This window comes from Pseudorhodobacter ferrugineus DSM 5888, assembly GCF_000420745.1.
Taxonomy (GTDB): Bacteria; Pseudomonadota; Alphaproteobacteria; order Rhodobacterales; family Rhodobacteraceae; genus Pseudorhodobacter; species Pseudorhodobacter ferrugineus.
Genome location: NZ_ATVN01000003.1, coordinates 226,190 through 252,525 on the forward strand (window position 1 = coordinate 226,190; position 26,336 = coordinate 252,525).

A 26,336-nucleotide genomic window follows, 5' to 3' on the forward strand; every position below is an offset into this window, starting at 1 on the left:
GGTGGTCTTATATGTACATTAAAACTACCGATTTGTTTTATGGGCTGTAAGCGCGCTGAATAGGCTATAGGGCCGCGAGGGACCAAGGAAATTATATGCTGCCAGTTGCTTTTCTGATCCATCTTGCCGGTGCTGTGATGCTGTTGCTTTGGGCTGTGCGGATGGTGCGGACTGGCGTTGAACGCGCGCATGGCACGCGGCTGAAAGCGGCCTTGCGGGGCGCTAAGGGCGGTACGGTGCAGATGGCTGTGGTTGGCATGGTGCTGGCGGTGGTTTTGCAAAGTTCGACTGCGGTCGGGATATTGGCAGCCGGGTTTGTGACCAGTGGAATTTTGACGGTCAGCACCGGGATCGCGGCGCTGCTGGGGGCGGATCTGGGATCGGCGCTGGTGGTCAAAATTTTGTCGTTTGATCTGTCGGGGTTGATCCCGCTGCTGTTGTTGGTCGGTGCCACGATGTTTTTGAAATTTGAAGCGCGGTCGGTGCGGCAATCAGGACGGATTGTTCTGGGGATTGCGTTTATTTTATTGTCTTTGCAGATGGTTGGGCAAGCGACGGAACCATTGCGCGACTCTGCGCTGTTGCCGGGCTTGATGGGCTATTTGCGCGGCGATCCGTTGACGGCGTTCTTGGTGGCGGGGGCGATTGCCTGGGTTGTGCATTCGTCGGTGGCAACGGTTTTGCTGTTGGTGACGTTTGCCACGGGGGGGATGTTGCCGCTGGAGGTGGCCTTGCCGATGGTACTGGGGGCGAACCTTGGCGGCGGGATTGTTGCGGTGTGGTTGACGCGGGGGATGGAGTTGCAGGCGCGGCGTATTCCGGTGGGTAACTTGATTTTTCGGGGTGTGGCGGCGCTGTTGGTGCTGACGCTGTTACAGGTGGTGGACCTGCCCATCCACTATTTGGGCGGCAGTGAGGCGGTGCAACTGGTGAACTTTCATCTGGCGTTCAATCTCGTTTTGGTTGTGGTGGCCTTGCCTTTTGTGCGCCCGATGGAACGTCTGGCCACGTTAATCTTGCCCGATCTTGTGGTGGAGACTGCGGGTACCTTAGAGCCGGTGGCCAGCCTGTTGGACCGTGCGTCAGTCGGCAACCCGACTGTGGCGCTGGCCAGTGCAAAGCGCGAGTTGCTGCATATGGGCGAAACGGTGGCTGCGATGTACCGGCCCGTGATGGAATTAATGGACGGCGGTAATTTCGACAAGATCGGACGGGTGCGGGCGTTGGATATCCAAGTCAACCGCAAGCACAGGGATATCAAGCTGTTCATTGCCGAGGTGCAGCGCGGTAAGGTGAGCGAACGTGAGGCCAAGCTGGGCAAGGAGCTGACCGACTTTTCCATCAATCTGGAATATATAGGCGACATTATTGCCAAAAGCCTTTTGGCTTTGGCCGAGGTGCGGGCGCAGCGGGCTTTGCGATTTTCGCCGGAGGGCTGGGCCGAGATGTGTACGCTGCACGGGCGGGTCGAGGCGAATATGCAGCTGGCGTTGAATGTGCTGGTGTCGGGCGATGTGGAAAGCGCGCGGCAGTTGGTGAAAGAGAAGGAAACGATGCGCAAGCTGGAGCGCGACAGCCATGACCGCCATCTGGAACGGCTGCGCAACGCCCATGCCGATAGTATTGAGACATCGGATATTCATCTGGAAACCGTGAGGGCGTTCAAAGAGATCAATTCGTTGCTGGTGACGGTGGCCTATCCTATTTTGACGGAAAGCGGGCATTTGTTGGAAAGCCGCCTTGCGCAGCCGAGTTAACGATCGGCTGAAGGGATGGTTGGGTGCGAAGTAAGGATGCAGATTATATTTTAGGGCGTGGAAAGCCGGGGACATATCTGGTTCCGAAATGAAGCGTCTGCCCCTATGTTATTCTTGCAAAACGATGCGTTACCGGACCCTGCCAAGGGCGCGCCGTTGGTACTGCCCCCCGGCCTGTTTACGACGGCCTTGTCGGACGAGGAGGCGATGCTGGGCAGGTTTGTACCTTGGGGGGAAAGGTGTTTGATGCTGGCAAATGGCGGGTAGGGTTTGCGTGCGGCGGTCGGGGTTGGCGGGGGGAAGGGACAAAGGCAGAGGGCGCTGCCCCCTATGCGCCTTTGGGCGCATTCACCCCCGAGGTATTTTTGCCAAGATGAATGGGCCTTGGATTGACCGCGTGGTTAGTCGGTCTGTTCCATGATGTCTGCGTAGATTGCGGGGTCGGTGATGCCTTCGGAGCCGATGACGAGGATGCGAGACGTTGGGCCGAGGTTCAAAGCGGTTCGGTGCGCGGGTTGGCGGGCGGCGGCGATGAGGGCGGCAAGGCCCGCGACTCCGCTTTCGCCGCCTTCGATCCTTGGGTCATGGCCCAAGGGGCGGGCGAGCAGGCGCATGGTGGGGCCGATGATGCTGTCGGGGATGGTCAGGTAATCGCGCCCCTCATCTGCCAAGATGTCCCATGCGAGTTCCGAAGGCTCACCGCAAGAGAGGCCTGCCATTATGGTTTCCGAGGCGATGTTAACGCTGGTCGCCGTGTTGGCCCGTGCGCTGGCCATAAGGCAAGGGGCAAGTGTGGGTTCGACCACCACCACGCGTGGCGCGCTGTCACCCCAATATTGGCGCAAATAGGCAGCAACGGCGGCGGCAAGCCCCCCAACCCCGCCTTGCAAGATCACATGGGTTGGGGCAGTGGTCATGGCACGGCACGCCTCATCCGCCATCAGGCCGTAGCCTGCCATCACATCCAAGGGTGGTTGGCGGTAGCCTGGCCAAGAGGTATCGGCGACCATGAACCAGCCGTTTGCATCGGCATCCGCGCGGGCGCGGGCGACCGAGGCGTCATAATTGCCCGCAACGCGGATCACATCTGCCCCGAAATCGCGTATGATCTGGGCGCGGCCTTCGGACACTTCGGCGTGGATGTAGATTTTGCACGCTGCCCCAAAGCGCTGGCAGCCCCATGCGAGCGAGCGGCCGTGATTGCCATCGGTGGCGGAGCATAAGGTCACAGTGCTGGCATCATGAGCGAGGGAGCCGCTGCTGATTGTATCCAACCAGATGGGCCGACCGAGCCTTTTCGAAAGTTCGGTTTGCAGCACGCGCAGGCCCGCATAGGCGGCCCCAAGTGCCTTGAAGCTGCCGATGCCAAAGCGCGGGCCTTCGTGTTTATACAAGATCTCGCCCAGCGACAGGGTTTGGGCGAGGGCGGGCAGGCTGTGCAGCGGAGTTGGGGCATAGCCTTGCCAGCCGGAAATCTCGGCTATGGCGCGGGTGAAATCATCGGGGGTCAGGATGGTCCATGCGCCGTGGCCGCCGTGAGCTGTGGCTACGAAGTGATCGAGAGCGGCGGCGTCAAAGCGGGAAAATTGCATGGCGTGGGCTTTCTGTTCGGCGGGGTCGTGTGGGATGAAGGTGCCTTTAGATTGGCGGTATCGGCGTATTTCACCGCTTGCACCTGCGCAGTCTACGCGGCACCATTCGAGGATGCAAAGGCTTGATCATTTTCCGCAAATTGTGCCGGTCGGTTTGACCGGCCTTTTGGTGCGTTTTGGCGACAGGTTGAGCGAGTCTGCGAACCGCGCAGCCCTGGCGTTTCGCGCGGCGGTTGAGGCGCAAGGCTGGGTTGGGGTGGAGGAGACATCATCGTCGCTGACCTCGACCTATGTACGGTTTGACCCGTTGGATTTTGCCCATGCGGATTTGAAGGCGCGGTTGCAAGGTCTGCTGGCGGCTGGTGATTGGTATGCTGCCGATCCGCCAAAGGGCCGTCGGTTTTGGCGCATTCCCACGGTGTTTGGCGGTCAGGCGGCGCCGCAACTGGCCGAGGCGGCGGCGCTGGCGGGGGTGAGTGAGGCCGAGGCGATTGCGGCGCTGTCGGGCGCGCGGACCCGTGTTTTGACGCTGGGCTTTGCGCCCGGCCAGCCCTATTTGGGCGAGCTGCCCGAGGCGTGGAACATCCCGCGGCAAAGCACGATCACGCCGCAGGTGCCTGCGGGTGCCTTGGTTGTGGCGGTGCGGCAGTTTGTGTTGTTTGCCAATGCGTCGCCGACGGGCTGGCGGCATGTCGGGCAAACGGGGTTTCGGCTGTACCGGCCCGAGGCGGAGGATCCCTTTCCCTTGCGGGCAGGCGATGAGGTACAATTTTACGCCGTCAGCGAGACGGATTATGAGACGATGCAGAGCCGTGACCCATCGGGCAATGGCGGTGCTGTGGTGGAGCCGATCCGATGACCGCGCTGCGCATTCTTAGCATTGGGCCCGGTGTCACCGTCCAAGACCAAGGCAGGCCCGGCTATATTGCGCAGGGTCTGTCGCGGGGCGGGGCGGCGGATGTGTTGGCGCTGGCCGAAGGGGCGGCGTTGTTGCGGCAATCGGCGGGTTTGGCCGCACTGGAAATGGCAGGGTTCGGGGGGTGTTTTTCGGCTGATGCACCGCTGCGCATTGCGCTGACGGGTGCGCCGATGAAAGCGACGATTGATGGGGTGGCGGTGGAGTGGAATGCAAGCCACACGCTGCCAGCGGGTGCTGTTTTACAAATCGGCGGGGCGCAGGCGGGGGTGTACGGCTATCTGTCGGTCGGGGGCGGGATCGATGTGCCAAAGGTGCTGGGCGCGCGGGCCACGCATTTGGCGGCAGGGATTGGGGCGGTGTTGCAGGCGGGGCAGGTCTTGCCTATCGGGGGCGATGGGGGCGGACCTGTGGGCATGGCGCTGGACGTGGCGGACAGGTTTAATGGCGGGCCCGCGCGGGTTTTGGCATCCTTGCAAACGGCGCTGTTTGCCGATGCGGATCTGACCCGTTTCGCCCAGACCGAGTTTCGCCGCGATACCCGCGCCAACCGCCAAGGCGTGCGGCTGGTCCCGCAAGGCGGCGGCTTTGGCCTGAGCGCAGGCCAATCCATTCTGTCCGAAATCATCACGCCAGGTGATATCCAAATCCCTGGGGATGGCGCGCCATATATTTTGCTGCCCGAAGCACAGACCACGGGGGGCTATCCGCGCATTGGCACGGTGATCCCAGCCGATTTGCCACGGCTTGCGCAAACGCCAGCAGGGGCTGCGCTGCGCCTGTCTTTTGTCACGCTGGATGAGGCACTGGATGCGCAGCGCAAATACCTGCAAAGCATCGCCGCTTTGCCCCGCCTATGTGCCCCGCGTCTGCGCGACCCTGCGCTGATGGGTGATTTGCTAAGCTATCAACTTATTTCCGGCATGATCACCGGAGTGGAGGATATATGAGGCTGACTGTCGATTTGAACGCCGATATGGGCGAAAGCTATGGCCCTTGGTCTATGGGCAATGATGCGGCTTTGTTGAAAACCGTCACCTCGGCCAATATCGCCTGCGGGTTCCATGCCAGCGACCCCGATGTGATGGCGGCCACGATGGCGGCGGCTGTGGCACATGGCACAGGGATTGGCGCGCATCCGGGTTTTGCCGATCTGCAAGGCTTTGGCCGCCGCCGCCTGACGCTGACCCATTCCGCATTGCGCCATCTTGTGGCCTATCAACTGGGGGCTGCCCAAGCCATGGCGGCACTGGTAGGGGGCAGCGTACGGCATTTGAAACTGCACGGCGCGTTGGCCAATATGGCGGCCGAAGATGCCTTGATGGCGCAGGCCTGTTATGAGGGCGCGTTGGCGGTGGACCCAGGTATCATCATCATGGTGCTGGCGGCCACGGCGCAGCAAGAGGCGGTGCAGGCGCTGGGCTGCACTTGGGCGGCCGAGATTTTCGCGGATCGCGCCTATAATGACGATGCCACTTTGGTCGATCGCAAATTGCCTGGCGCGGTGATCCATGATCCTGCTTTGGCCGCAAAACGCATGGTTGAAATGGTCAAGGCCGGCGCAATCATCACTGCCAGTGGCACGCATATCCCCACGCCGATTGACACGATCTGCATGCATGGCGATACGCCCGAAGCGGTGGAAATTGCTAAAGCAACCCGCGCGGCTTTAGAAGGGGCGGGCATCGGGATTGCGCAATTTGCCGGGCGAACATAACGCGGCCTGATGTCATCGTAGTAAAAATACCCAAAAACCGGCATTGGCCAAGGTCCCTGCCGATCAAAAGGCCTGAGATACCGCCACCGCGGGCCCAGCGAAAATTTGCCCTTTCAGCGTCAAAGTCGGCTTGTCGTCAAGCGGATAGGTGACAGGGGCCAGCAACGGTTCTGCTTGGCAACTGCAGTTTCGCCTGTGTTCCAGCAGGGAGCAGGCCTAGGGGAGTATAGGCGCGGAGCGGGCGTTGTGCCCAAAAGGGGGGGGGCGCATCGATAAGGCGTTGAGCAGGGCCTTCGCTGCCGTCCCTTTGTCTGGAAAGGTCGGGGCAACGGACGGCGGTGTTGTCCTTCGTGCGTGCTGCCAGCCGCTGATAGGTCGTGATCTTGCCACCAAGGCTGTTGAGCACCGGCGCGCCGGCGGTTGGATTGCATTTAGGTCGTCTCGACTTAAACTTGAGCCAGCTAAGGCCGCCTGAAATTACTGATTTCAACGTTTTATGTGATGCTCTTTGTGTCAAGGTAAGGTCGAAACCCCAAAAGCGGTTGTTATCTTATCATTTTGGATGGACCGATCGCCCTGCCAGCGAAATCCGTTCCTGTCTTTTTGTCGCTATATCGTTAATCTGCCGCGCGGTCGGGGCCCAAGATGCGCTGCGACAACGCAAAGGTTATGTCACCGTGGCGCTTTAATGCGGTGACGGCTGCGGGCTTGTCACGGTCCAATGCGGCGACGACCAATTCGCCGTGGCGCGGGATGGAAAAGGCATCCGTCAACAGCGGCTCCATTGCGTCGGTATTGGACGACACTAAGGACATAATCGCCTGATGGTAGCGCTGCATTTGGTCCAATAATTGAAGGTGGTTTTGTTTAAGCCAAGCCGAGCGGGCACCGGCCAAAAGAGCGGCATGAAAGCTGTCGTGCAATGCGATCCAGGTTTGGCGATAGGCCAGGGTATCGGCGGCACCCAACGGGCGTACGGCCTGCGCAAGTTGAAAATGTGCGGCAAGAAGGTTTGTTTCCCAGTTTTTTGTGCCGTGGTCGATGGCGTCTTCCAGCAGCGCGACTTCGAGTGTCATGCGGGCATGAAGCAAATCTTGAAATTCGGCCAGAGATACCGATGCAACCTGCCAACCACGCGGCGGGGTTGGCACGACGAGCTGCATTTCTGTCAGCTGAGCCAAGGCAACCCGCAAGGCGGCGATGCCAACACCGTAGCGCACGGACAGGTTCGACACGCGCAGCGGTTTCCCTGACGGGTGATTTCCGTTTAAAATATCGCGTCGAAGCAGGTTGAAAGCAATTCCCGCTTTGGTGTCTTGTCCCATTTTAGACTCGTTAATCATTACCAAATTTTACGATACCTACAGCCACGCAAAGGATAATGCGAGCATCCTTTGCGTCATGTGGAGTTTGAAACTTTGGTTGTGAGAATAGAGTCCATTACACGCCCCATTTCGCGCCGCGCGCCTCTATTGCGGCGATGCGTTCGGCGGTTTTGGGGTGGGATCGAAGCCATTGCGGGATATCATGCCCAGATGCGCCCGTCAGGCGGTCGAGCTTTTTGAACAGGCTTTTTTGCGGTTCCAGCCCGATACCTGCCTTGACCAAAAGCGCGCTAGCATAGGCGTCGGCCTCGTTTTCATCCTTGCGCGACAGGCCTGCGCCAAGGACTTTGGTAACATAGGACGCGATGAACACACCGATAATCGGGATCATGCGGCCCAAAAGGCTGGCTATCAGCATGAAAGCCGCGTTTTGGCCTGTGACGTCGATCATCCGGCGCTTGGTGTGGCCAAGGGCGACATGGCCCATTTCATGCGCCACGACGGATGCAATTTCGTCTGCGGTTACAATGCCTTGGCGGTAACGGTCAATAAATCCACGGGTCAGGAAGATGCGACCATCAGGGGCGGCAAGGCCGTTGACGGGGTCGATATCATAGACATGCACTGCGACTTTTGGCACCTCAAGCGCCACAGCAAGGCGGGCCATGACCTGCTCCAGCTCTGGATCGCGCAGGGGTTTGGAGGTTTGATCCAGATGCTTGCCCGTTTGCCACGCCGAAAAGCGGTACATCACATAGGCCATCACAAGGGGCAGGATGAGGGGGACAAGCGCGGTCATGACGTTAATATGGTGTGTTTTGCGGTGCAGGGAAGGGTTGCAATTGAAACTCTATCACCTTTGGCCGTGGCGCTGCCGCCAAAGGGCACGACCCAGCAAGACGGTCATCATGCCAGCGGTCAACGCGCCGATGACGTTGCCAAGCGTGTCTGAAAGCTCTTCGATCTGGGTACCAAACACATAGCCGAGGGTGACATAGACCGCGACCCAAGTCGCCTCACCCGCCAGATCGGCAAGCAGGAAGCGGCGCCACGGCATTTTGGTGGCCCCCGCGATCAGGTTTACATAAGGGCCAAGCGGGCTGAACAGCCAGCGCGTCAGATAGACGGCCCAGCCGCCCCGTCGCTGCAAAAGAGTTTCTGCCTGAGCGAGCAGACGGGCAGAGCCGCGCTGCTTGCGCAAGCGCGCCCAAAGACGGTCGGCGCCATAGTGGCGGGCCAGAAAATAGCCGGTTTGGTCGCCGATCATGGCACCTGTAAAGGCCCCCAAACACACTTGCCACAGCACCAAATCGCCAGCCGCAGCAAAAGCACCGCCTGCCATCATCATCAAAGACGATGGCATCGGCAGGGCGAAACAAGACAGTAAAGTCGCAAGGGTGATGACCACCAAACCGTAGTCGGACACCCAAAGGAGCAGCAGATCCGTCATTGTGGCGGGCGCGCATCCAGCAGCGCGTCGAATTGGTCGATATAGGTTTGCACCGGAACACCGCGTGTGCGGGCCAGTTTATCCAAGGGTTGGCGCGGCGTTTCATCGGGGCCGAGTTCAAGGATGCGCTGCATGTCTGGGCGGGGGATGTCATAGGTGCGGGCGATATAGCGCGGGGTCATCCACGGCTCTATCGGGTGGATTTCGCGGTCGGGGTCCATCCAGAATACGGCGAAAAAGATCGCGCGGACGATGAAGAAGGCGGTGAGAAGGGCGGCAAGCGCAAAGCCTGCCAACATAAATTTGCGTTTCATCGGCTAAGCCCTTTCGTGCCACGGGACAGGCCGTCGAGCGTCATTGGGACCATGCGGTCGCCCAAGGTTTGGCGGATCAGGCGGATCGAATGGCTGTGCGTCCAAAACCGTTCGGGCGTGGGGTTGATCCAGAGGTGTGAGGGCCATTGCTGGCACAGGCGGTCGAGCCAAACTTCCCCCGCTTCGGCATTCCAATGTTCGTTCGCGCCGCCGGGGTGTAGGATTTCATAAGGGCTCATGCTGGCGTCGCCTACGAAAATGCACTTCCAATCAGGGCCATAGGTGCGCAGCACGTCCCATGTGGGGGTTTGCGCGTCCCAGCGGCGGCGATTATCGCGCCAGAGGCCTTCATAGATGCAATTGTGGAAATAGAAATGTTCGAGGTGGCGAAACTCTGACCGTGCGGCGCTGAACAACTCCTCGACCACCTTGACGTAGGGGTCCATTGATCCGCCGACATCAAGGAACAACAGAACCTTGACCGCGTTGCGCCGTTCGGGGCGGGTTTTGACATCAAGATAGCCATGTTCGGCTGTGGCGCGGATGGTGCCGTCGAGGTCCAGCTCCTCAACCGCGCCGTCGCGCGCCCATTTGCGCAGACGTTTGAGGGCAACTTTGATGTTGCGGGTGCCAAGTTCAACGGTGTCATCGAGGTTCTTGAATTCGCGCTTGTCCCAGACCTTGACTGCGCGGCCGTGGCGGCCCTCTTTTTGGCCGATGCGCACGCCTTCGGGGTTATAGCCGTAGGCTCCGAAGGGCGAGGTGCCCGCGGTGCCGATCCATTTGTTGCCGCCTTGATGACGGGCTTTTTGCTCTTCCAGCCGTTGTTTGAGGGTCTCCATCAACTTGTCGAAACCGCCCAAGGCGTTGATCGCCGCGCGCTCCTCGGGCGTAAGGTGCTTTTCGGCCAGCTTGCGCAGCCAGTCCTCGGGCAGGTCAAGCGCGTCGATCACCGATTGCGGCGTGACGGATTCCAATCCTTTGAAACTGGTCGAAAACGCTTGGTCGAAACGGTCAAGGTGACGTTCATCCTTTACCATCGTAAGTCGCGCCAGATAATAGAACCCGTCGACATCATAGGTCACCAATCCGGCGGCCATCCCTTCGAGAAACGACAGATATTCCCGCAGGCTGACGGGAACCCCGTGCCGTCGCAGATTGTCGAAAAACGGCAGGAACATCGGCCTTACGTCATGCGGTCGATGAAAATGGTGATAAACAGGCCCAAAAGTCCAAAGGCAATCATGAATCCTGCGCCATATTGCAGCATATCCAAAGCCTTACCCCCACGCTTGCGCGCGAGGGTTGCACCGATTATTGCGCCAAGCAGCATGCCGCCCAAAACGATCATTCATTCGCCCCCGTAACAGCGGGGCGCGTGCCCGACCGTCAGCTTTTGTTACCGCGCCGCGCGAGGGCCGAGATTTCAGCAGCCCGCGATTTGATTTGCGCATCCGAACCAAAGCCATAGCGCGCCCAGCCGCCACTGTCTATCCGCACCGCCGATGCCTCGCGGTTCAGGCCCCGCATTTCCAACGCTTCGGCCTTGATCAGCATCAAGGTTGCCATGAGAGCTGCATTTTCGGCAGCCGCTACAGCGGGCATGGTGCGGTTACTGATTTCCAGCGCTCTCTCAGACTCGCCGCGCGACAGGGCATAGGCGGCCAGTTGCATGTCAACATGGGCTGCATGGATGGCGCCGCCCGGAAGGCTGCGGTAGATGCGCCCAGCCTCGGCGAAGGCATTAATCGCGGTGGCAGGATCGCGGGCCAGACTGATGCGGCCAAGGGCGAAATAGCTGAAGGCAAGGCGTCCGTCGGTCCAGCCTTGGGCACGGGCCGTCGAGACGGCTTGACGGGCCGCATCTTCGCGCCGTTGTGCGCTGCCGCTTGATCCGAGGGCCGTTTGTACAGCGTTAATCCAAAAGCGCGGGGATTTGGTCTGAGGGCGCATCGGCGCAGAATTGCCCGCCGGATTAACACGCGCCAGAATGCCGGGCAGTTTTGCGGCGACCTGCGCTTGCGTCATGCCAGACCGCAATTCGGGCGAATAATAGGCCCGCAGGATGGTCATATCAAAACCCGTCAGCGAGGTGTTGAAGTTGTCGTCATTAAAGACTGAATCGGTTAGCCGGAACAGGTCGTTCAATGGCCCCATGGCTTGCGCTGTTTCTTCGTGCAGGCAATCGCGGACCTCTTGCGCTGTGCTGTCGGCCGGAATGAAGACCGACACTTGGTCGCGCTGTTGCAAGGTTTGCCACACCAGTGTGCCGTTGTTGCGGCTGGATCGGAATTCATCCCACGACGTAACACGGGGCACAACAAAGCAGGCGACGTTGCTGTAAACGCTTTGAATGGCTTTGCGCGGTACGAATTCAATGTTGATGGAGGCAGGGGCACCCGCCACTTCGCGAATGTTTAAGCCCGCCTCGTTGCGGAAGCGCTGGAGCAGGCGCGCAAGGTCGGTCAAGGCGCTGGGCGGGATCTGACCCGAGGTTCGCACCGTAATTGGGCCTTCAAAACGGGTCAGAATGGGCAGCGTGCGCCCACTTTCCATCGTAAAGGCCAATTCCAGAAAATCGCGCGCGATGTCCGCATTGTTACGCTGTGTCCGTGCAGCGGCCTTGAGGCCAAACTTGTTCGTTACAGACGAGGCGCGACCGCTGGTGGCAGTCGAAGATTTGTTTTGGTTCATCGACACGTCTGCGCCCGGGCTGGGGACGCAAGCAGTCAGAAAACCGATCGCCAAAAGGGAGGCCAAGCGCATCTTATGCGGCCTTTCTGAACTGGAGGAAAGAAGAGGTCGCAGCGGCAGTGTCATTCGTGCCGTAAAGATGTTCGGCGGCCTTCCAATAGACAGCAGGCGCGCCCGTTTGTTGGGCCGCAGCATAGATGGCGCGCATCAAGGTCGCCCCGGCGCGTTGGGCCTGAAACGCAGGAATCACATAGATATCTTGAACGTAGTAGGCGTTTTCAAAGGCGAATCGGGCGTGATGGATCTGGTAATGGGCGATCCCAACGATTTTGCCATCGCATTCAACGATCATTGCGGCGGCATTATCCGTTTGGTGGGCCAGTTGGCGAAACAGGGCTGTCCGATCTGGCCAGCGCATCTTTGTATCATTCTGGGCCAGATACTGGCCCCAAAGCGGAAGCCACGCCTCAAAATCGCTGGGCATTAGGGGTCTTGTGCTCAATATATCGTTTTGGGTCATGACACTTCCGCTTGGTTGTTCTGTCTGTTTGACCAGAGAACAGGGTCGGAGTGTCAGTTTCGCGGCCCGCCTGTGTCAATGATCGGGAATCTTTGAGGCGGCGGGTGATTCAACGGCTAGAGGGGAGAAACAGCGCAAACGCCAGATTTACCCTGTTTTGATCGCTATATGTTTCAATATGTTTCAATAAGTGAATTTTCGTGAAGGGAATGTGGCCTAATTAAGGCAGCATAGGGGCGGAGCGGCCATATTTGTGTCCCGATTCCCCGTCCAGTTATAAGGGGTTACGAAGGGTTCTTAAGGTGTAGAGTCAATCAAATGGCGATGCGCGATGGCTACAAGATATAGGGCTTGGTGATTTAGCGCTGCCCGCGTGCCATGAACGCCAACCGTTCAAACAAATGCACGTCTTGTTCATTCTTCAGGAGTGCACCATGCAGGCGCGGTAAAGATACCTTGTCGCGGGCCAGATCTTCGGGCTGCAAATCCTCGGCCAACAAAAGCTTTAACCAATCGAGGACTTCGCTGGTCGACGGCTTTTTCTTGAGGCCTGGCATGTCGCGCAATTCGTAAAATTGGGTGAGGGCGGTGGTCAGCAGCGCCTCTTTGATGCCCGGGAAATGGACTTCGACGATCTGGCGCAGGGTTGCGATTTCGGGAAAGCGAATGAAGTGGAAGAAACAGCGGCGCAAAAACGCGTCGGGTAGTTCTTTTTCATTGTTGGAGGTGATGATGACGATGGGGCGCTGGCGGGCCTTGATGACTTCGCCGGTTTCATAGACAAAAAATTCCATCCGGTCCAATTCCTGCAACAGGTCATTGGGGAATTCGATATCGGCCTTGTCGATTTCGTCGATCAACAGAACCACACGCTCTTTCGCGTCAAACGCTTGCCACAGCTTGCCCTTGCGGATGTAGTTTTTCACATCATGCACACGCGCGTCGCCAAGTTGGCTGTCGCGCAAACGGCTGACGGCGTCATATTCATAGAGGCCCTGTTGTGCCTTGGTGGTGGATTTAACGTGCCATTCCAGCAGGGGCATGCCCAAGGCCTGCGCAACCTGACGGGCCAATTCGGTCTTACCCGTGCCTGGTTCGCCTTTTACCAATAGCGGGCGTTGCAGGATGACGGCGGCGTTTACGGCAACGGTCAAATCTTCGGTGGCGATATAGCTGTCGGTTGAGGCGAATTTCATCTTTAAGTTGCGGCCCTGTCATAAGTTTCCATAAGACCTTATCGCCGCCATCAAATTGTCGCAACCGCTAGTGACAATGGCGGCAGGTTCCTTTAAAGGACCGCCAACAGGAGCGCGTGCGATGCCGAAAGCCCCCGTTTCAACGGCCCCGAGTCGCGATACACAGCTCATTGTTGGGTGCGACCAAATGGAGATTGATGAGATGAAGGTCGAAACCTTTGTTCCCGACGATTACCGCCCGGCTGAGAATGAGCCATTCATGAATGACCGTCAGCTTGAATACTTCCGCCGCAAGTTGCTGACATGGAAGCAAGACATGCTGGATCAATCGGCCGAAACGATTGAGGGCTTGCAAGGGTCCGCCCGCGCTGTGCCAGACATCGCAGATCGCGCGTCCGAGGAAACCGACCGCGCGCTGGAATTGCGCACACGGGACCGTCAGCGCAAGCTTGTGTCCAAGATAGATGCGGCCCTGCGCCGGATTGAGCATGGCGAGTTTGGCTATTGCGATGTCACCGGCGAGCCTATTTCGTTGAAACGGTTGGATGCGCGCCCGATTGCGACCATGACGCTGGAAGCGCAAGAAAAGCATGAACGCCGTGAGAAGGTGCATCGCGAGGATTGATCGTCAACGATTGAGTGCCGCGCCACAATAGATGATGATAGTGAAGGCCGGACCTGTTATGAGGGGCCGGCCTTGCGCGTTTTATAAGGCCCAAAAGATGACTTTGAAAAATACCGAATTTACTGTTCTTGGTGCAGGTGTGGCGGGGTTGGCTGTTGCCACCGCGCTGGCCCAACGCGGTGCCAAGGTTGTCGTTTTGGAACAGGCCGATGCGATACGCGAAGTTGGGGCGGGTTTGCAAATTAGCCCAAATGGCGCGGCTGTTTTGCGCGCCTTGGGGCTTGAGGGCGCGCTCGTGGCTTTGGCGATGCGAACCCAAGCGATTGAATTGCGCGACGGGTACAGCGGTGATCCGGTCCTGAGGCTGGAGGTGGCAAAGCTGCGGCCTGCGCAGGCGTTTCACCTTGTGCACCGTGCCGACCTGATCGAGGTTTTGCGCAAAGGGGCCGAAGCGGCAGGGGTTGAGCTTCAGCTGTTGCAGCGGATTGAAGCGGTTGATCTGTCGGGCAGCACGCCGCGCCTTGTGACGGCTACGGGGGCGGAACGTGCAGCAGGGTTTGTAATCGGGGCAGACGGGTTGCATTCGAAAGTGCGCGGTGCGCTGAACGGGGCGGTGGCGCCGTTTTTCACCCATCAGATTGCATGGCGCGCGTTGATCCCCGCCACGCCGGGCGATGCTGCGGTGGCCGAGGTGCATATGGGGGCGGGCCGACATTTGGTCAGTTATCCTTTGCGCGGTGGCACACTGCGCAACATCGTGGCCGTCGAGGAACGTCGCCAATGGGTCGAAGAAGGCTGGAACCTGCGTGATGATCCGTTGGAAATGCGGCTGGCCTTTGACGGGTTTTCACCGCGTGTGCAAGGCTGGCTGGAGGCCGCGAGTGATGTTTGGCTGTGGGGGTTGTTCCGCCATCCTGTGGCAAAACAGTGGTTCAGTCAACGCGCGGCCATTCTGGGCGACGCGGCGCATCCAACGCTGCCTTTTCTGGCCCAAGGCGCGAATATGGCGCTGGAAGATGCGTGGGTGCTGGCGGATTGTTTGGATCGGTTGGGGGTTGCCAAGGGCTTGCCTGCCTATCAGGCGCTGCGCCAATTCCGCTGCGCAAAGATTGTGCAGGCCGCGAATAGCAATGCGCGGGCCTATCATCTGCGCGAGCCATTGCGGGCGGTGGCCCATCTGGGGCTGAGGCTGGGCGGTGCCGTTGCCCCCGGTTTGGCGCTGCGAAAGTTCGACTGGATTTACGGCCATGACGTGACGGTGGGCGGGTAAGGCCGTTCAGGCGGCAAGGTCTATCCATACTGGAACATGGTCGGACGGTTTTTCTTCGGCACGCACTTCGCGGTCGATTTGGCAATCGCGCAAAAGGTCAGCGGCTTGGGGCGACAGCAAAAGGTGGTCGATGCGGATGCCGTTGTTTTTCTCCCACGCGCCGGCCTGATAATCCCAAAAGCTGTATTGGCCGGGGTTTTGATTGCGGGCGCGAAAGGCGTCTGTCAGGCCAAGGTTCACGATGCGCCGGAACGCGGCGCGGGTGGCGGGCAGGTAAAGCGCATCCTCGGTCCAAGCCATAGGGTTTGCAGCATCTTCTGGTTGGGGGATGACGTTATAGTCACCCGCGATCACCAAAGGCTCCTCGGATTTCAGCAATTCTGCCACCCGCGCCTCCATCCGTGCCATCCACGCCAGTTTATAGTCGTATTTCGGCCCCGGTGCAGGGTTGCCGTTGGGCAGATAAAGGCCACAAAGGCGCACGGGGCGCTCTCCGATCACGGTTGCCTCGATCCAGCGGGCCTGTTCGTCGGTATCGTCGCCAGGCAAGCCGCGGGTGATATCTTCCAGCGGCAGGCGCGACAGGATGGCGACTCCGTTAAAGCCTTTTTGCCCATGTGTTTCAACGCGGTAGCCCAGATCCTCGAGCATCTCTCGCGGGAAATTTTCATCGACGGATTTTATTTCCTGCAAGGCCACGACATCGGGTTTGGCCGCCGCCAGCCAGCGGGGCAGCGCGTCGATTCGAGCCTTGATACCGTTGATGTTGAATGTCGCAAGTTTCATGTACTGCCCCCATGCCGTTCCCTATGTTCTAGGCGGCAGGGGGGGAAGGGGCAAGCTTACATCGAGAACGACACACCACAGCCACAGGAACTGCTGGCATTCGGGTTCTCGATCACAAAGCGCGCGCCGATCAATTCTTGGGAAAAGTCGATCACGGCGTTGGACAGAAACGGCAATGATACGGCGTCAACCAGCACTTTCATCCCGTCTTTTTCCAAGACCATATCGTCCTCGGTTGGGTCATCAAGCCGGATATCATATTGAAAGCCTGAGCATCCGCCACCATCTACGGCGACACGCAAGGCTTTGATGTCACCGGTTTCCTCGGCAATCTCGGCCAGTCGGGCAAAGGCACGGTCAGTCACGCGCGGGGGCAGGGTCAGGGTCATGTCAGATGCGCCTTTTGTGTAGCTACTAATCTAATATAGGCCCGCGCGCGGGTTGGAACAAGATGCACAGTCTAGGGTGCCATTTGTTAGGGAATCGCCTATAGATGGCAGGAACAGCCGTGGACTGCATGGCGTAACAGGTTTGAATGATGTTTGCACCCTATGCTTGCCTACCCGATGCATCGCGCGGGCGACTACACGAAGAGCGGATGTCGTCATTTCGGTCGCCGTTTCAACGCGATAGGGACCGGATCATCCATTCATCAGCGTTTCGGCGATTGAAGCACAAAACGCAAGTGTTCGTCGAACACGAGGGCGATTATTACCGCACACGCTTGACCCATTCGATTGAGGTCGCGCAGGTGGCGCGGACCATTTCGGGGGTCTTGGGGCTGAACACCGATTTGGCCGAGGCGATTGCGCTGGCGCATGATCTGGGTCACACGCCGTTCGGCCACACGGGCGAGGATGCACTGGCCGAGCTGATGGCGCCGTTCGGTGGGTTTGACCATAACGCCCAAGCGTTGCGGATTGTGACGCAGCTGGAACGCCATTATGCAGATTTTGACGGGTTGAACCTGACATGGGAAGCGTTGGAGGGCATAGCCAAACACAATGGCCCCGTGGTTGCGGGCCTCGGTGAGGCGCTGCCTTATGCGCTGGTCGAGGCCAATGCCGAATGGGATTTGGAACTGCACACCTATGCCAGTGCCGAGGCGCAAGTGGCGGCGATCGCCGATGACATTGCCTATTCGCACCATGATTTGCACGATGGTTTGCGGTCTGGCCTGTTTGACGAGGCGGATTTGATGGAACTGCCTGTCACTGGCCCCGCCTTTGCCGAGGTGGATGCGCTGTATCCGGGGCTGGAAAAGATGCGCCGTCGACATGAGGCGCTGCGCCGTGTTTTTGGCCGGATGGTTGAAGATGTGATCGCTGTGGCGAACATCCGGCTGGATGCGGCCAAACCGCAGTCTGTTCATGATATCAGGGCGATGGAGGGCACTGTAATACGGTTTTCCAAACCGCTCTACCAAGAGCTGAAGGCGATCCGGTCCTTTCTGTTTACGCGCATGTACCGCGCGCCGAGTGTGATGAAGGAACGGACGCGCGTAACAGCCGTGGTGCGTGATCTGTTCCCGTTATTCATGGCACAGCCCGAATTGCTGCCAACGGAATGGGCCGAAGATGTGGCCCGCGCCGACACCCATATGCTGCTGGCCCGTATCGTGGCCGATTATGTGGCGGGCATGACCGACCGTTTTGCCATTCAAGAACACGCGCGGCTGTTTGACGCCGCGCCCAGCCAGCCGGAGTGATACGATATGGCGGCTGAAGGAATGACGCCTGTTGAGGCCTTGGCGCTGGTGGGCGTGATCGGGGTAGGGGCGCAGTGGCTTGCATGGCGCATCCAGATGCCTGCGATTGTGCTGATGCTGCTGGCAGGGCTGATTGTGGGGCCTATCACGGGGATTTTCATCCCTTCGCGCGATATTGGCGATTTGGTCGGGCCGATGATTTCCATCGCGGTGGCGGTGATTTTGTTTGAAGGCGGGCTGACCTTGAACCTGCATGCGCTGCAAGATGCGGCCAAGGGCGTGCGGCGGCTGGTGATCATTGGTGCGCCGATGGGGTGGCTGACCTCGACCTTGGCCGTGCATTATGGTGCGGGCTTGGGGTGGGAGGCGTCTGCCGTATTCGGCGGCATTATGATTGTGACCGGACCCACGGTGATTGCGCCCTTGCTGCGCCAAGCGCGATTGTCGCGCAGGCCTGCGGCGCTGTTGCAATGGGAAGCGATTGTAAACGACCCCGTGGGGGCACTGGCGGCGGTTTTGGCCTTTGGCGTTGTCACGGTGTTAAGCGAGAATGAGGGTGGCGCGGCCGCGGCAGTTCACTTTTTTGGCGGGATCTTCTTTGCGACCTTGGTGGGTTGGCTTGCGGGGCGCGGAATAGCCTTGGCCTTTCAGCGTGCCTTGGTGCCCGAGTATATGAAAGTGCCCGTGCTGTTCGTGGTCTTGCTGGCGGCCTTTACCATTTCCGATCGCGTCTTGCATGAAAGCGGGCTGCTGGCGGTGACGGTGATGGGCCTTGTGATCGCCAATGCGGCCTTGCCCAGCTATGAGGAACTGCGGCGGTTCAAGGAACATGCGACGATTTTGCTGGTGTCGGGGGTTTTCATCTTGTTGGCGGCGGGGCTGGATATGCAGGCCTTGTTGTCGCTGGATTTGCGGGCGGTTTTGTTTGTGGGGCTGGTGGTTTTGGTGGCGCGGCCCTTGTCGGTCATGGTGTCGCTGATTGGCACCACTGTGCCATGGCGCGAACGTGTTCTTGTGGCGCTGACAGGTCCGCGTGGTGTGGTGCTGATGGCCGTTGCAGGCCTGTTTGGCGAACGTCTTGTGGCGATGGGTGTGCCGGACGGGGCCGCGATTGGGCCGCTGGCCTTTGCGCTGGTTGCATCAACTGTGGTGATCAACGGCTTTGGGCTGACACCTTTGGCAAGCCTTTTGGGGTTGCGCGCGGCCGAGGTTCCGGGCGTTTTGCTGGTGGGGGGGACGCGGCTTACGACAGGCCTTGGGGCGGCGCTGAAAAAGGCAGAGGTGCCAGTTTTGGTCACCGATTGGAACCTTGGGCATTTGCGCCATGCGCGTGCGGCGGGGTTGCAGGTTTTTTATGGGGATATTTTATCCGAGGCCGCCGAGAACAAGGTAGAGTTTATCGGGTTTTCGACGATTTTGGCGGCGACAGATAATGATTCCTATAACACGTTGGTAGCCACCGATCTTGCCCCCGAATTTGGCCGCGACAAGGTGTGGCAATTGCCACGGGTCAAAAGCGACAGCCAGCGGCATGCCTTGCCTGTGACACTGGGGGGGCGGCGCTTGGGCGACGGGCGCACCTATGACGAGTTTGAGGCACTGATGATTGAAGGCTGGACAGTGCGCACCACCAAACTAACCGAGGAATACGGGTTTGAGGCGTGGCACGCTGACCGGCCTTTGTCGGTATTACTATGCGTTATCGGCACGAATGGGGATGTGCGTTTTGTGGCTCAAGACAGCAAGCAGGTGCCAGTTGCAGGCGCGCGGCTGATTGCCCTGTCGCCGCCCAAAAGTGACGGGCCTTAGGCGCGGCGGACGGATGACAGCCACAGGGCAACCAGTACCAGAGACAGGATCATGTTCCACGACGCCATCGACAAGGTGAACATTTCCCACGGCACAGCGTCGCAACGCACGGGTGCTGCGACATTCGCGGTTGGGTCCAACAACTCGGCCACGCTTAGGCCTTTGATGGACCCCGCGCTGCACGATGCAAGCCCTTCCCACCAGCCGCGTTCAACGCCGGTGTGAAACATCCCGATACCGGCAGTAGTGGCCGCAGACAGTGCCCCTAAATAACCCCAGTACCGCCCGCCGATTGTCAGCGCCAAAACCCCGATCAGAACCGCCGCCGCATGTGGCCAGCGCTGCCAGATGCACAGGGTGCAGGGGGACATGCCGCCGATGTACTGAAACGCAAAAGCACCCAACAACAAGGCGGCAGAACCGCCCGCAGCAAGGAGCGTCAGGGGGGGGCGTGTCATTATAGATACCTCACTGCAATAAATCCGGCGATCAATAGGGCAATCGCCAAGGTGAACATAAGGCCCAGCTTGCGTTCAATGAAATCACGTATCGGTGCGCCGAATTTGTATAGCAAGGCCGCAATCAGGAAAAACCGCAAGGCACGGGCGATCAGACTGGCAATCATGAACACCGGCAACGAGAGGCCGGTGGCCCCAGAAAGGATAGTGATAACCTTATAGGGAAAGGGTGTGACGCCCGCGATAAGCACGGCCCAAGCGCCGTATTCATTGTAGCGGGCTTCAAAGCCGGCGAAACTTTCTGTCTTGCCGTAAAATTCCAACACGGGCTGACCGATGCTGTCAAAGAAGGCCGCTCCGATGAAATAGCCAAAAGCACCACCTGCGACAGAACAGACCGTGGCAACAAAAGCGATCCAGAAGGCACGGCGCGGGGCGGCGATAATCATCGGGATCATCAAGATGTCAGGTGGAATTGGAAAAACCGAACTTTCGACAAAGGCGACAAAGGCCAAGGCCCAAATTGCATGTCGGGATTGCGCCAAGCCAAGGGTCCAGTCATATAATGCACGGATCATAGCAGTCTTTCCAAATGTTTTCGTCTTGCATCACGCAGGGGGCGGGGCGTCAAGAGGGCATAGATACCGGACGGTCGAGCGCGGTTGGCAGTGTGTTTAACGGGGGTATGCGATGAAATGGCAAGGACGGCGCGAAAGCCGCAATATTGAGGATCGCCGTGGGCGGTCTAAAGCACGGGCCGCAGGCGGGATTGGCGGCGTCGGGTTGATCGCCGTGCTGGTAGTGGGCTATTTTCTTGGCATTGATGTCACACCTTTGCTGCAAGATCAGGGTGGCGGGCAGGTTGTAGCGTCTGGCCCGATGACGGCTGAGGACGAAGCCGCGGGGAAGTTTGTTTCTGTTACGCTGGCCGATACCGAAGATGTCTGGGCGCAGGTGTTCAAAGAACAACTGAACCGGCAATATACACCTGCAACCTTGGTGCTTTTTAAAGGTGCGACCAGTTCGCCCTGTGGCGGCGCATCGGGCGCATCGGGGCCGTTCTACTGCCCTGGTGACAAAAAGGCCTATCTGGACACGGATTTTTTTGTGACGCTGGAGCGCGAGCTTGGCGCAAAGGGCGATTTTGCTGCCGCTTATGTCGTGGCGCATGAAATCGCGCATCACGTCCAGAACGAACTTGGTTTTCTGGCAGCGGCCAATGCTGTCCGCGCCCAGGTGTCACAAGCCAAAAGCAACGCCATTTCGGTACAGATTGAATTGCAAGCCGATTGCTTTGCCGGAATTTGGGCCAGGGCCGCGCAGGAAAAGTTTGCGTCCATTGATCGCGCCGATCTGGAAGAGGCGGTGAATGCCGCACGCAGAATCGGTGACGACACCTTGCAACGCAATGCGGGCAAGCGCCCCAACCCGCATAGCTTTACGCATGGCACATCGGAGCAGCGGTCGCGGTGGTTTGTGACCGGATACCAGTCTGGTGCGCTTGGGTCTTGTGATACTTTCTCATCAAATGAGCTTTAAGCAAAAAAGCAGCTAAGAGGCGATTGACGCGCCGCAAAAGGCGGGTTACATCGCCTTCACTGGGCCCGAGTGGCGGAATGGTAGACGCAGGGGATTCAAAATCCCCCGCTTCACGGCGTGGGAGTTCGAGTCTCCCCTCGGGCACCAGTTATTCTTACAATCAAAATATGTTTCATTTTCGTCAAGTTTTAGACGAGGTGATTCGGTTAAATATATTGAATTGTTTTCACTTCGAGCAGTTTTAAGGTAAACTGCATCGTATTGGTTCTACTTTACGCACAGTCTTTTTGGGTTAACGGTATAGGAGGCGTAAAAATATTTTACGTGGTTAACCAACGAATCGCGTTTCGGATTGTTTCTGATTTCTGAAAAGTGAAGATCAAAATATGGTAGGTTTTTCGAAATTTCCCACCAAAAATCGAACAAAATGTATTGAAGCAGCTATCATTTCATAGGGCTTGGGAAACAATTTACCTTTCAGGACCGGACGTGATGCCTTGTCTTAAGGCTGTTCCAGCAGGTGTTTGATGCCCTTCAATCCTTTGTCACACTTATTTTGCTTTTACGCCGGATAGCGCCGCTGTAATAAGAACATGTCCAATCTGGGTAGGACATGGCCGTGGGGGCGGTCGATTTGAGTGGTGCTTGTTCCGATGAAGATCGGGACTTGTCGCGTGATAGCTGCTGCAAAGAAGGTGGGGGATTTTCCTTTGCTTGGTCTGGTTTAGGGCATTAACCCATCAGGCCTCTTTTAATGCCTAACACTTCCACACTCCATCGAACGGCTTCGTCGTTGCGTAGAGATCGGTTTCGACCGGTTCGCGTTGATCTTGCGGCTGGCTTTGCCGTGTTTGATGGGGCGACCTTGGTGAAAACTCTGGGGTCTCTGCTGAAGTGAGGAATTTGAACTATGCCGGTCTTTGCACTGTATAACTTCGACGATGCTGGGCTTGTTGCCGCAGATTCTGCATTGGCAAATGGTGCTGAAAACGGGGCTTATTTTGATGGCGCGGTGCCAGTTGGCGGGCGTGCCGTTTTGGATGGCGTTGACGACAAGGTCAAAATCTATCCCGACGAAAATTTCCAACTGGCCCGCGGAACGCTCGAGATTCAGTTCTCGCAGTCCGCGCATGTTGGCGTAACGCCGAACACCGTTTTGTCGCGTGATTCGGTCGGTGAAACCCCCGGCGGCTATCGTATTGATGTGATGCCCGATGGTTCGGTCCTTATTTCGCATGAATCAGCAGGGGCGACGACCACGTTCCAGACAGCAGCAGGGTTTGTGAATTCTGGTGATGAGGTCAATGTCACGTATTCATGGGACGTTGCTTCGGGCGGGACGGTTCAAATCTCGAACCTGACAACCGATGGCAGTTTTGAACAGCCGGTGCCTGCGGGTCTGACGATGGACCAGGGTCCGATCAGCCAGCCTTGGATGGTTGGTGCTGGGCAATCGTTGTCCGACGCAGGCGTTTTGAACAACCTAAACAACTACTTTCAGGGTTCGGTAGAGATGTTTTCTCTGTCCGATACTGTTGATAACTTTTCTGGTGTACCTGTCGCCAACCCCGACGTAGCTGAGACAGATGAAGACACGACCATTACGTCGATCCCAGTTCTGACCAACGACACGGACCCGAATGGCGACCCGTTGACCATCACCGGCACCCCGACGGCGGCGAACGGCACGGTTGGTGTGAACCCGGACGGCACGCTGTCTTATACGCCAAATCCAGACTTTAACGGTGTTGATACAATCACTTACACCGTAACTGACCCTGCGGGAAATGAGGCGAGCAGAACGGTGACCGTGACTGTGAACCCGATCAATGATGGCCCTGTTGCGGTTGACGATGTGGACAGCACAGCGCTGAACACACCTGTTGTTGTTGATCTGATCGGCAACGATACCGATGTCGATAACCCGAACGCGGATTTGTCGATCTTTGGCACGCCGACCTCGCCGGATGGCACGGTTGTGGTGAACGCTGATGGTCGCTCGGTCACCTTTACACCGAACACTGGTTTCACAGGTGCGGCCACGATCAATTATACCGTCACAGACCCATCGGGCCTGACCGATGCTGGCGTGACAACGATTACGGTTAGCGACGATGAAGAGAACCCGATCGCCAACCCCGATACGGCAGTGACGGACGAAGATACGCCGATCACCACGATTCCAGTTCTGACCAACGACACGGACCCGAATGGCGACCCGCTGACCATTACGGGCACACCGACGGCTGCGAACGGCACTGTTGGGGTGAACCCTAATGGCACCTTGTCCTATACGCCGAACCTGAACTTTAACGGCACGGATACGATCACCTATACGATCACCGACCCCGATGGGAACGAGGCGACAAGCACCGTCACGGTGACTGTGAACCCGATCAATGATGGCCCTGTTGCGGTTGACGATGTGGACAGCACAGCGCTGAACACACCTGTTGTTGTTGATCTGATCGGCAACGATACCGATGTCGATAACCCGAACGCGGATTTGTCGATCTTTGGCACGCCGACCTCGCCGGATGGCACGGTTGTGGTGAACGCTGATGGTCGCTCGGTCACCTTTACACCGAACACTGGTTTCACAGGTGCGGCCACGATCAATTATACCGTCACAGACCCATCGGGCCTGACCGATGCTGGCGTGGCAACGATTACGGTTAGCGACGATCCGATCCGCGACGGCATTGTGCGCGGCACAGATGGCGGCGACCTGATCAACGGTGCTTACATCGACCCCTTTGATGCGGACCGCGTCGATGCAGGTGATGCGATCTTGGGTGACGACGAACCGAACGATGACCGGATTATTGCGGGCGCGGGCGACGATACCATTCTCGCCGGCCTTGGTGATGACACTGTGTTTGCGGGCATTGGTGACGACTCGGTCGAAGGCGGCGTTGGCGATGACAGTTTGCTTGGTGAAGATGGCGACGACACGCTTAACGGTGGCGATGGCCGTGACACGGTGTTTGGTGGTATTGGCAACGATCTGATCGACACGTCGGGGCCTACTCCTATCCCCGATATAGACTATCCCGGCGTCTATCCTGCCGACCTTGCCCCCGAAAATGACCGCGATTTGGTTTATGGTGGCCTTGGTGACGATACGATCCGTACGGGCGACGATGCCGACACGATCTTTGGCGATGGCGGCGATGACCTGATCTTTTCGGGTGTCGATGCCGATTTGGTCTATGGCGGCGAAGGGGATGATACGATCGTTGGGTCCGAAGGCGCTGATACGATCTTTGGTGAAGCTGGCAACGACCTGATTTATGGCGGTCTTGATACGCCAATCGGTGACGCGTTGGACCTGCCTGATGCTGTCGATTTGCGCCCACTGAACAACCGTGACGAATTGTTTGGGGGTGCGGGCAACGACACGATCTATGGCCGCGACGACAATGATTTGCTGGAAGGCGGCGAAGGCGATGACTTGCTGTTTGGCGGTGTCGACAACGACACGCTGCGCGGTGGTGTTGGCGATGACACGCTGAACGGTGATGAAGGCGATGACACGCTGGAAGGCGGCATTGGCAACGATCTGCTGAACGGCGGCGTGGGCAACGACTCTTTGGTCGGTGGCATCGGTGATGACACGCTGGATGGCGGTGCGGGCGATGACTTTGTCCAAGGCGGTGTTGGCAACGACAGCTTTGTGGTTGGGCCGGGTGCTGACACGCTGGAAGGTGGGGCAGACCGTGACGTGTTCACCATCAATCCGGGCACTGGCGCAGGGACGCAAATCTTTGGCGGGGCTTCCGGCGATGATTTCGACCGCTTGATTATCCAAGGGCCGCCCACGGGATACCGTGTTATTGAAACCGGACCGGATAGCGATGGCAACGGTATTGATGGCCGTGTTGAATACTTGGATGGGGCCGGTAACGTCACGGGCACTGTCACCTTTGAAAATATCGAAGAGATTACCAGCGTCCCTTGCTTTACGCCGGGGACATTGATTGCCACTCCGAAAGGTGAGGTGCCTGTCGAAAGCCTGACGGCCGGCGACCGGATCATCACCCGCGACAGTGGCATTCAGGAATTGCGCTGGATTGGGCAACGCAAGTTTGATTGGGCGCATTTGACCGCCAATCCACATTTGCGCCCCATCATGGTGCGTCGCGGCAGCCTTGGAAACGGTTTGCCAGAGCGTGACATGATGTTGTCTCCGAACCACCGTGTTCTGGTGTCGAACGACCGCACATCGCTATATTTCGATGAGCATGAAGTTCTGGTTTCGGCCAAGCATCTGGTCGGCGGCAAAGGCATCTTTGAAGTGGAAAGCATAGGAACAGCCTATATCCACCTGATGTTCGACCAGCACGAAGTGGTGCTGTCGGACGGGGCGTGGACAGAAAGCTTCCAGCCGGGCGACTATACTTTGAACGGTATGGGCAACGCGCAACGCAATGAAATTCTTGAACTCTTCCCTGAGCTTAAGACCAAAGAAGGTCTTGAGGATTATTCCGCCGCGCGCCGTACATTGAAAAAGCACGAAGCCAAGTTGCTGATGCGCTAAACAGATTTGCATTCAGTCGGTTTCCGATTGGATGCAAACCTGAAATGACTGCTTTGGGCCACGCCGAGGTTTTGCGGGCGGCCCGCGCTGCCAGCCAGATTGCAGAAAGCTGTCAAAGGC

At 58.2% G+C, this 26,336-nt stretch carries 25 protein-coding genes and 1 tRNA gene; 12 read left to right on the forward strand and 14 right to left on the reverse strand.

Annotation, left to right across the window (positions count from 1 at the left end; all coding sequences use genetic code 11):
• Nucleotides 1-95: 95 nt before the first annotated feature.
• On the forward strand, nt 96-1,757 hold the full coding sequence (locus G560_RS0104390; protein WP_022703095.1) for a Na/Pi cotransporter family protein: 1,662 nt from the start codon (nt 96-98) through the stop codon (nt 1,755-1,757).
• Nucleotides 1,758-1,862: 105 nt separating this feature from the next.
• Entirely contained in the window at nt 1,863-2,024 is a 162-nt protein-coding gene (locus tag G560_RS21190) for a hypothetical protein (protein ID WP_022703096.1), read from the forward strand.
• Between the two features lie 134 nt (nt 2,025-2,158).
• Here G560_RS21190 and G560_RS18540 read toward each other — a convergent pair whose 3' ends face one another.
• A complete protein-coding gene (locus G560_RS18540) occupies nt 2,159-3,349 on the reverse strand; it encodes a diaminopropionate ammonia-lyase (RefSeq protein ID WP_022703097.1) in 1,191 nt (396 codons plus the stop codon).
• Nucleotides 3,350-3,461: 112 nt separating this feature from the next.
• Between G560_RS18540 and G560_RS0104405 the strand changes: the two genes are divergently transcribed.
• Genes G560_RS0104405 through G560_RS0104415 form a run of 3 tightly spaced genes read left to right on the forward strand, consistent with a single transcriptional unit; the run spans nt 3,462 to nt 5,982 of the window.
• Complete coding sequence (locus G560_RS0104405; protein ID WP_022703098.1) at nt 3,462-4,208, forward strand: 5-oxoprolinase subunit B family protein; 747 nt, start codon at nt 3,462-3,464, stop codon at nt 4,206-4,208.
• Nucleotides 4,205-5,215 carry a 5-oxoprolinase subunit C family protein gene (locus G560_RS0104410; protein ID WP_022703099.1) on the forward strand — a complete coding sequence of 337 codons (1,011 nt, stop codon included), beginning with the start codon at nt 4,205-4,207 and terminating at the stop codon, nt 5,213-5,215. Before G560_RS0104405 ends, G560_RS0104410 begins: the two co-directional genes overlap by 4 nt.
• Nucleotides 5,212-5,982: a LamB/YcsF family protein gene (locus G560_RS0104415; protein WP_022703100.1), complete on the forward strand. Its 771-nt coding sequence runs from the start codon at nt 5,212-5,214 to the stop codon at nt 5,980-5,982. Before G560_RS0104410 ends, G560_RS0104415 begins: the two co-directional genes overlap by 4 nt.
• 617 nt (nt 5,983-6,599) lie before the next feature.
• Here the strand turns inward: G560_RS0104415 and G560_RS18545 are convergent.
• The 9 genes from G560_RS18545 to G560_RS0104465 form a co-directional block, all read right to left on the reverse strand.
• Nucleotides 6,600-7,307, reverse strand: a complete 708-nt coding sequence (locus tag G560_RS18545) for a GntR family transcriptional regulator (protein ID WP_022703102.1) — start codon at nt 7,305-7,307, stop codon at nt 6,600-6,602.
• 115 nt (nt 7,308-7,422) lie between these two features.
• Nucleotides 7,423-8,106: a M48 family metallopeptidase gene (locus G560_RS0104430; protein WP_022703103.1), complete on the reverse strand. Its 684-nt coding sequence runs from the start codon at nt 8,104-8,106 to the stop codon at nt 7,423-7,425.
• 54 nt (nt 8,107-8,160) lie between these two features.
• Nucleotides 8,161-8,757 carry a DedA family protein gene (locus G560_RS18550; RefSeq protein ID WP_022703104.1) on the reverse strand — a complete coding sequence of 199 codons (597 nt, stop codon included), beginning with the start codon at nt 8,755-8,757 and terminating at the stop codon, nt 8,161-8,163.
• Complete coding sequence (locus G560_RS0104440) at nt 8,754-9,071, reverse strand: hypothetical protein (protein ID WP_022703105.1); 318 nt, start codon at nt 9,069-9,071, stop codon at nt 8,754-8,756. The genes G560_RS18550 and G560_RS0104440 overlap by 4 nt, the downstream gene beginning before the upstream one ends.
• Nucleotides 9,068-10,252 (reverse strand): vWA domain-containing protein, encoded by a 1,185-nt coding sequence (locus G560_RS0104445; protein ID WP_022703106.1) that lies wholly within the window; start codon nt 10,250-10,252, stop codon nt 9,068-9,070. The genes G560_RS0104440 and G560_RS0104445 overlap by 4 nt, the downstream gene beginning before the upstream one ends.
• Before the next feature lie 5 nt (nt 10,253-10,257).
• Nucleotides 10,258-10,422, reverse strand: coding sequence for a hypothetical protein (locus G560_RS21285; RefSeq protein WP_022703107.1), 165 nt, complete (start codon nt 10,420-10,422; stop codon nt 10,258-10,260).
• A gap of 38 nt (nt 10,423-10,460) precedes the next feature.
• Complete coding sequence (locus G560_RS0104455) at nt 10,461-11,837, reverse strand: DUF2927 domain-containing protein (protein WP_022703108.1); 1,377 nt, start codon at nt 11,835-11,837, stop codon at nt 10,461-10,463.
• 1 nt (nt 11,838) lies between these two features.
• The gene (locus G560_RS20245) at nt 11,839-12,249 is read right to left on the reverse strand and encodes a GNAT family N-acetyltransferase (protein ID WP_022703109.1); all 411 of its coding nucleotides are present in this window, start codon (nt 12,247-12,249) and stop codon (nt 11,839-11,841) included.
• A gap of 395 nt (nt 12,250-12,644) precedes the next feature.
• Complete coding sequence (locus G560_RS0104465; protein WP_022703110.1) at nt 12,645-13,481, reverse strand: AAA family ATPase; 837 nt, start codon at nt 13,479-13,481, stop codon at nt 12,645-12,647.
• Nucleotides 13,482-13,683: 202 nt separating this feature from the next.
• Here G560_RS0104465 and dksA point away from each other — a divergent pair, with 202 nt between their 5' ends.
• Together dksA and G560_RS0104475 are read left to right on the forward strand one after the other, a co-directional pair.
• Entirely contained in the window at nt 13,684-14,106 is a 423-nt protein-coding gene (gene dksA / locus G560_RS0104470; RefSeq protein ID WP_028913722.1) for an RNA polymerase-binding protein DksA, read from the forward strand.
• A 97-nt stretch (nt 14,107-14,203) separates the two neighbouring features.
• The gene (locus tag G560_RS0104475; protein ID WP_022703112.1) at nt 14,204-15,376 is read left to right on the forward strand and encodes an FAD-dependent monooxygenase; all 1,173 of its coding nucleotides are present in this window, start codon (nt 14,204-14,206) and stop codon (nt 15,374-15,376) included.
• Between the two features lie 6 nt (nt 15,377-15,382).
• Here the strand turns inward: G560_RS0104475 and xth are convergent, their stop codons facing one another.
• A complete protein-coding gene (gene xth / locus G560_RS0104480) occupies nt 15,383-16,162 on the reverse strand; it encodes an exodeoxyribonuclease III (protein WP_022703113.1) in 780 nt (259 codons plus the stop codon).
• Between the two features lie 56 nt (nt 16,163-16,218).
• Complete coding sequence (locus G560_RS0104485) at nt 16,219-16,545, reverse strand: HesB/IscA family protein (protein ID WP_028913723.1); 327 nt, start codon at nt 16,543-16,545, stop codon at nt 16,219-16,221.
• 155 nt (nt 16,546-16,700) lie between these two features.
• Here G560_RS0104485 and G560_RS0104490 point away from each other — a divergent pair, with 155 nt between their 5' ends.
• A complete protein-coding gene (locus G560_RS0104490; protein ID WP_028913724.1) occupies nt 16,701-17,870 on the forward strand; it encodes a deoxyguanosinetriphosphate triphosphohydrolase in 1,170 nt (389 codons plus the stop codon).
• A gap of 6 nt (nt 17,871-17,876) precedes the next feature.
• Nucleotides 17,877-19,679, forward strand: a complete 1,803-nt coding sequence (locus G560_RS0104495; protein WP_022703116.1) for a cation:proton antiporter — start codon at nt 17,877-17,879, stop codon at nt 19,677-19,679.
• Here G560_RS0104495 and G560_RS0104500 read toward each other — a convergent pair.
• Both G560_RS0104500 and G560_RS0104505 read right to left on the reverse strand, forming a co-directional pair.
• Complete coding sequence (locus G560_RS0104500) at nt 19,676-20,137, reverse strand: disulfide bond formation protein B (protein ID WP_022703117.1); 462 nt, start codon at nt 20,135-20,137, stop codon at nt 19,676-19,678. The two genes, G560_RS0104495 and G560_RS0104500, sit on opposite strands and share 4 nt — an antisense overlap.
• The gene (locus tag G560_RS0104505) at nt 20,137-20,715 is read right to left on the reverse strand and encodes a YqaA family protein (RefSeq protein WP_022703118.1); all 579 of its coding nucleotides are present in this window, start codon (nt 20,713-20,715) and stop codon (nt 20,137-20,139) included. The genes G560_RS0104500 and G560_RS0104505 overlap by 1 nt, the downstream gene beginning before the upstream one ends.
• Before the next feature lie 112 nt (nt 20,716-20,827).
• Between G560_RS0104505 and ypfJ the strand changes: the two genes are divergently transcribed.
• The 3 genes from ypfJ to G560_RS20550 all read left to right on the forward strand — a co-directional run bounded on the left by ypfJ (nt 20,828) and on the right by G560_RS20550 (nt 26,216).
• A complete protein-coding gene (gene ypfJ, locus G560_RS0104510; protein WP_022703119.1) occupies nt 20,828-21,676 on the forward strand; it encodes a KPN_02809 family neutral zinc metallopeptidase in 849 nt (282 codons plus the stop codon).
• Between the two features lie 63 nt (nt 21,677-21,739).
• Nucleotides 21,740-21,823: transfer RNA gene (locus tag G560_RS0104515), tRNA-Leu, on the forward strand.
• A gap of 763 nt (nt 21,824-22,586) precedes the next feature.
• Nucleotides 22,587-26,216: an Ig-like domain-containing protein gene (locus G560_RS20550; RefSeq protein WP_022703120.1), complete on the forward strand. Its 3,630-nt coding sequence runs from the start codon at nt 22,587-22,589 to the stop codon at nt 26,214-26,216.
• The last annotated feature ends 120 nt before the right edge of the window (nt 26,217-26,336 follow it).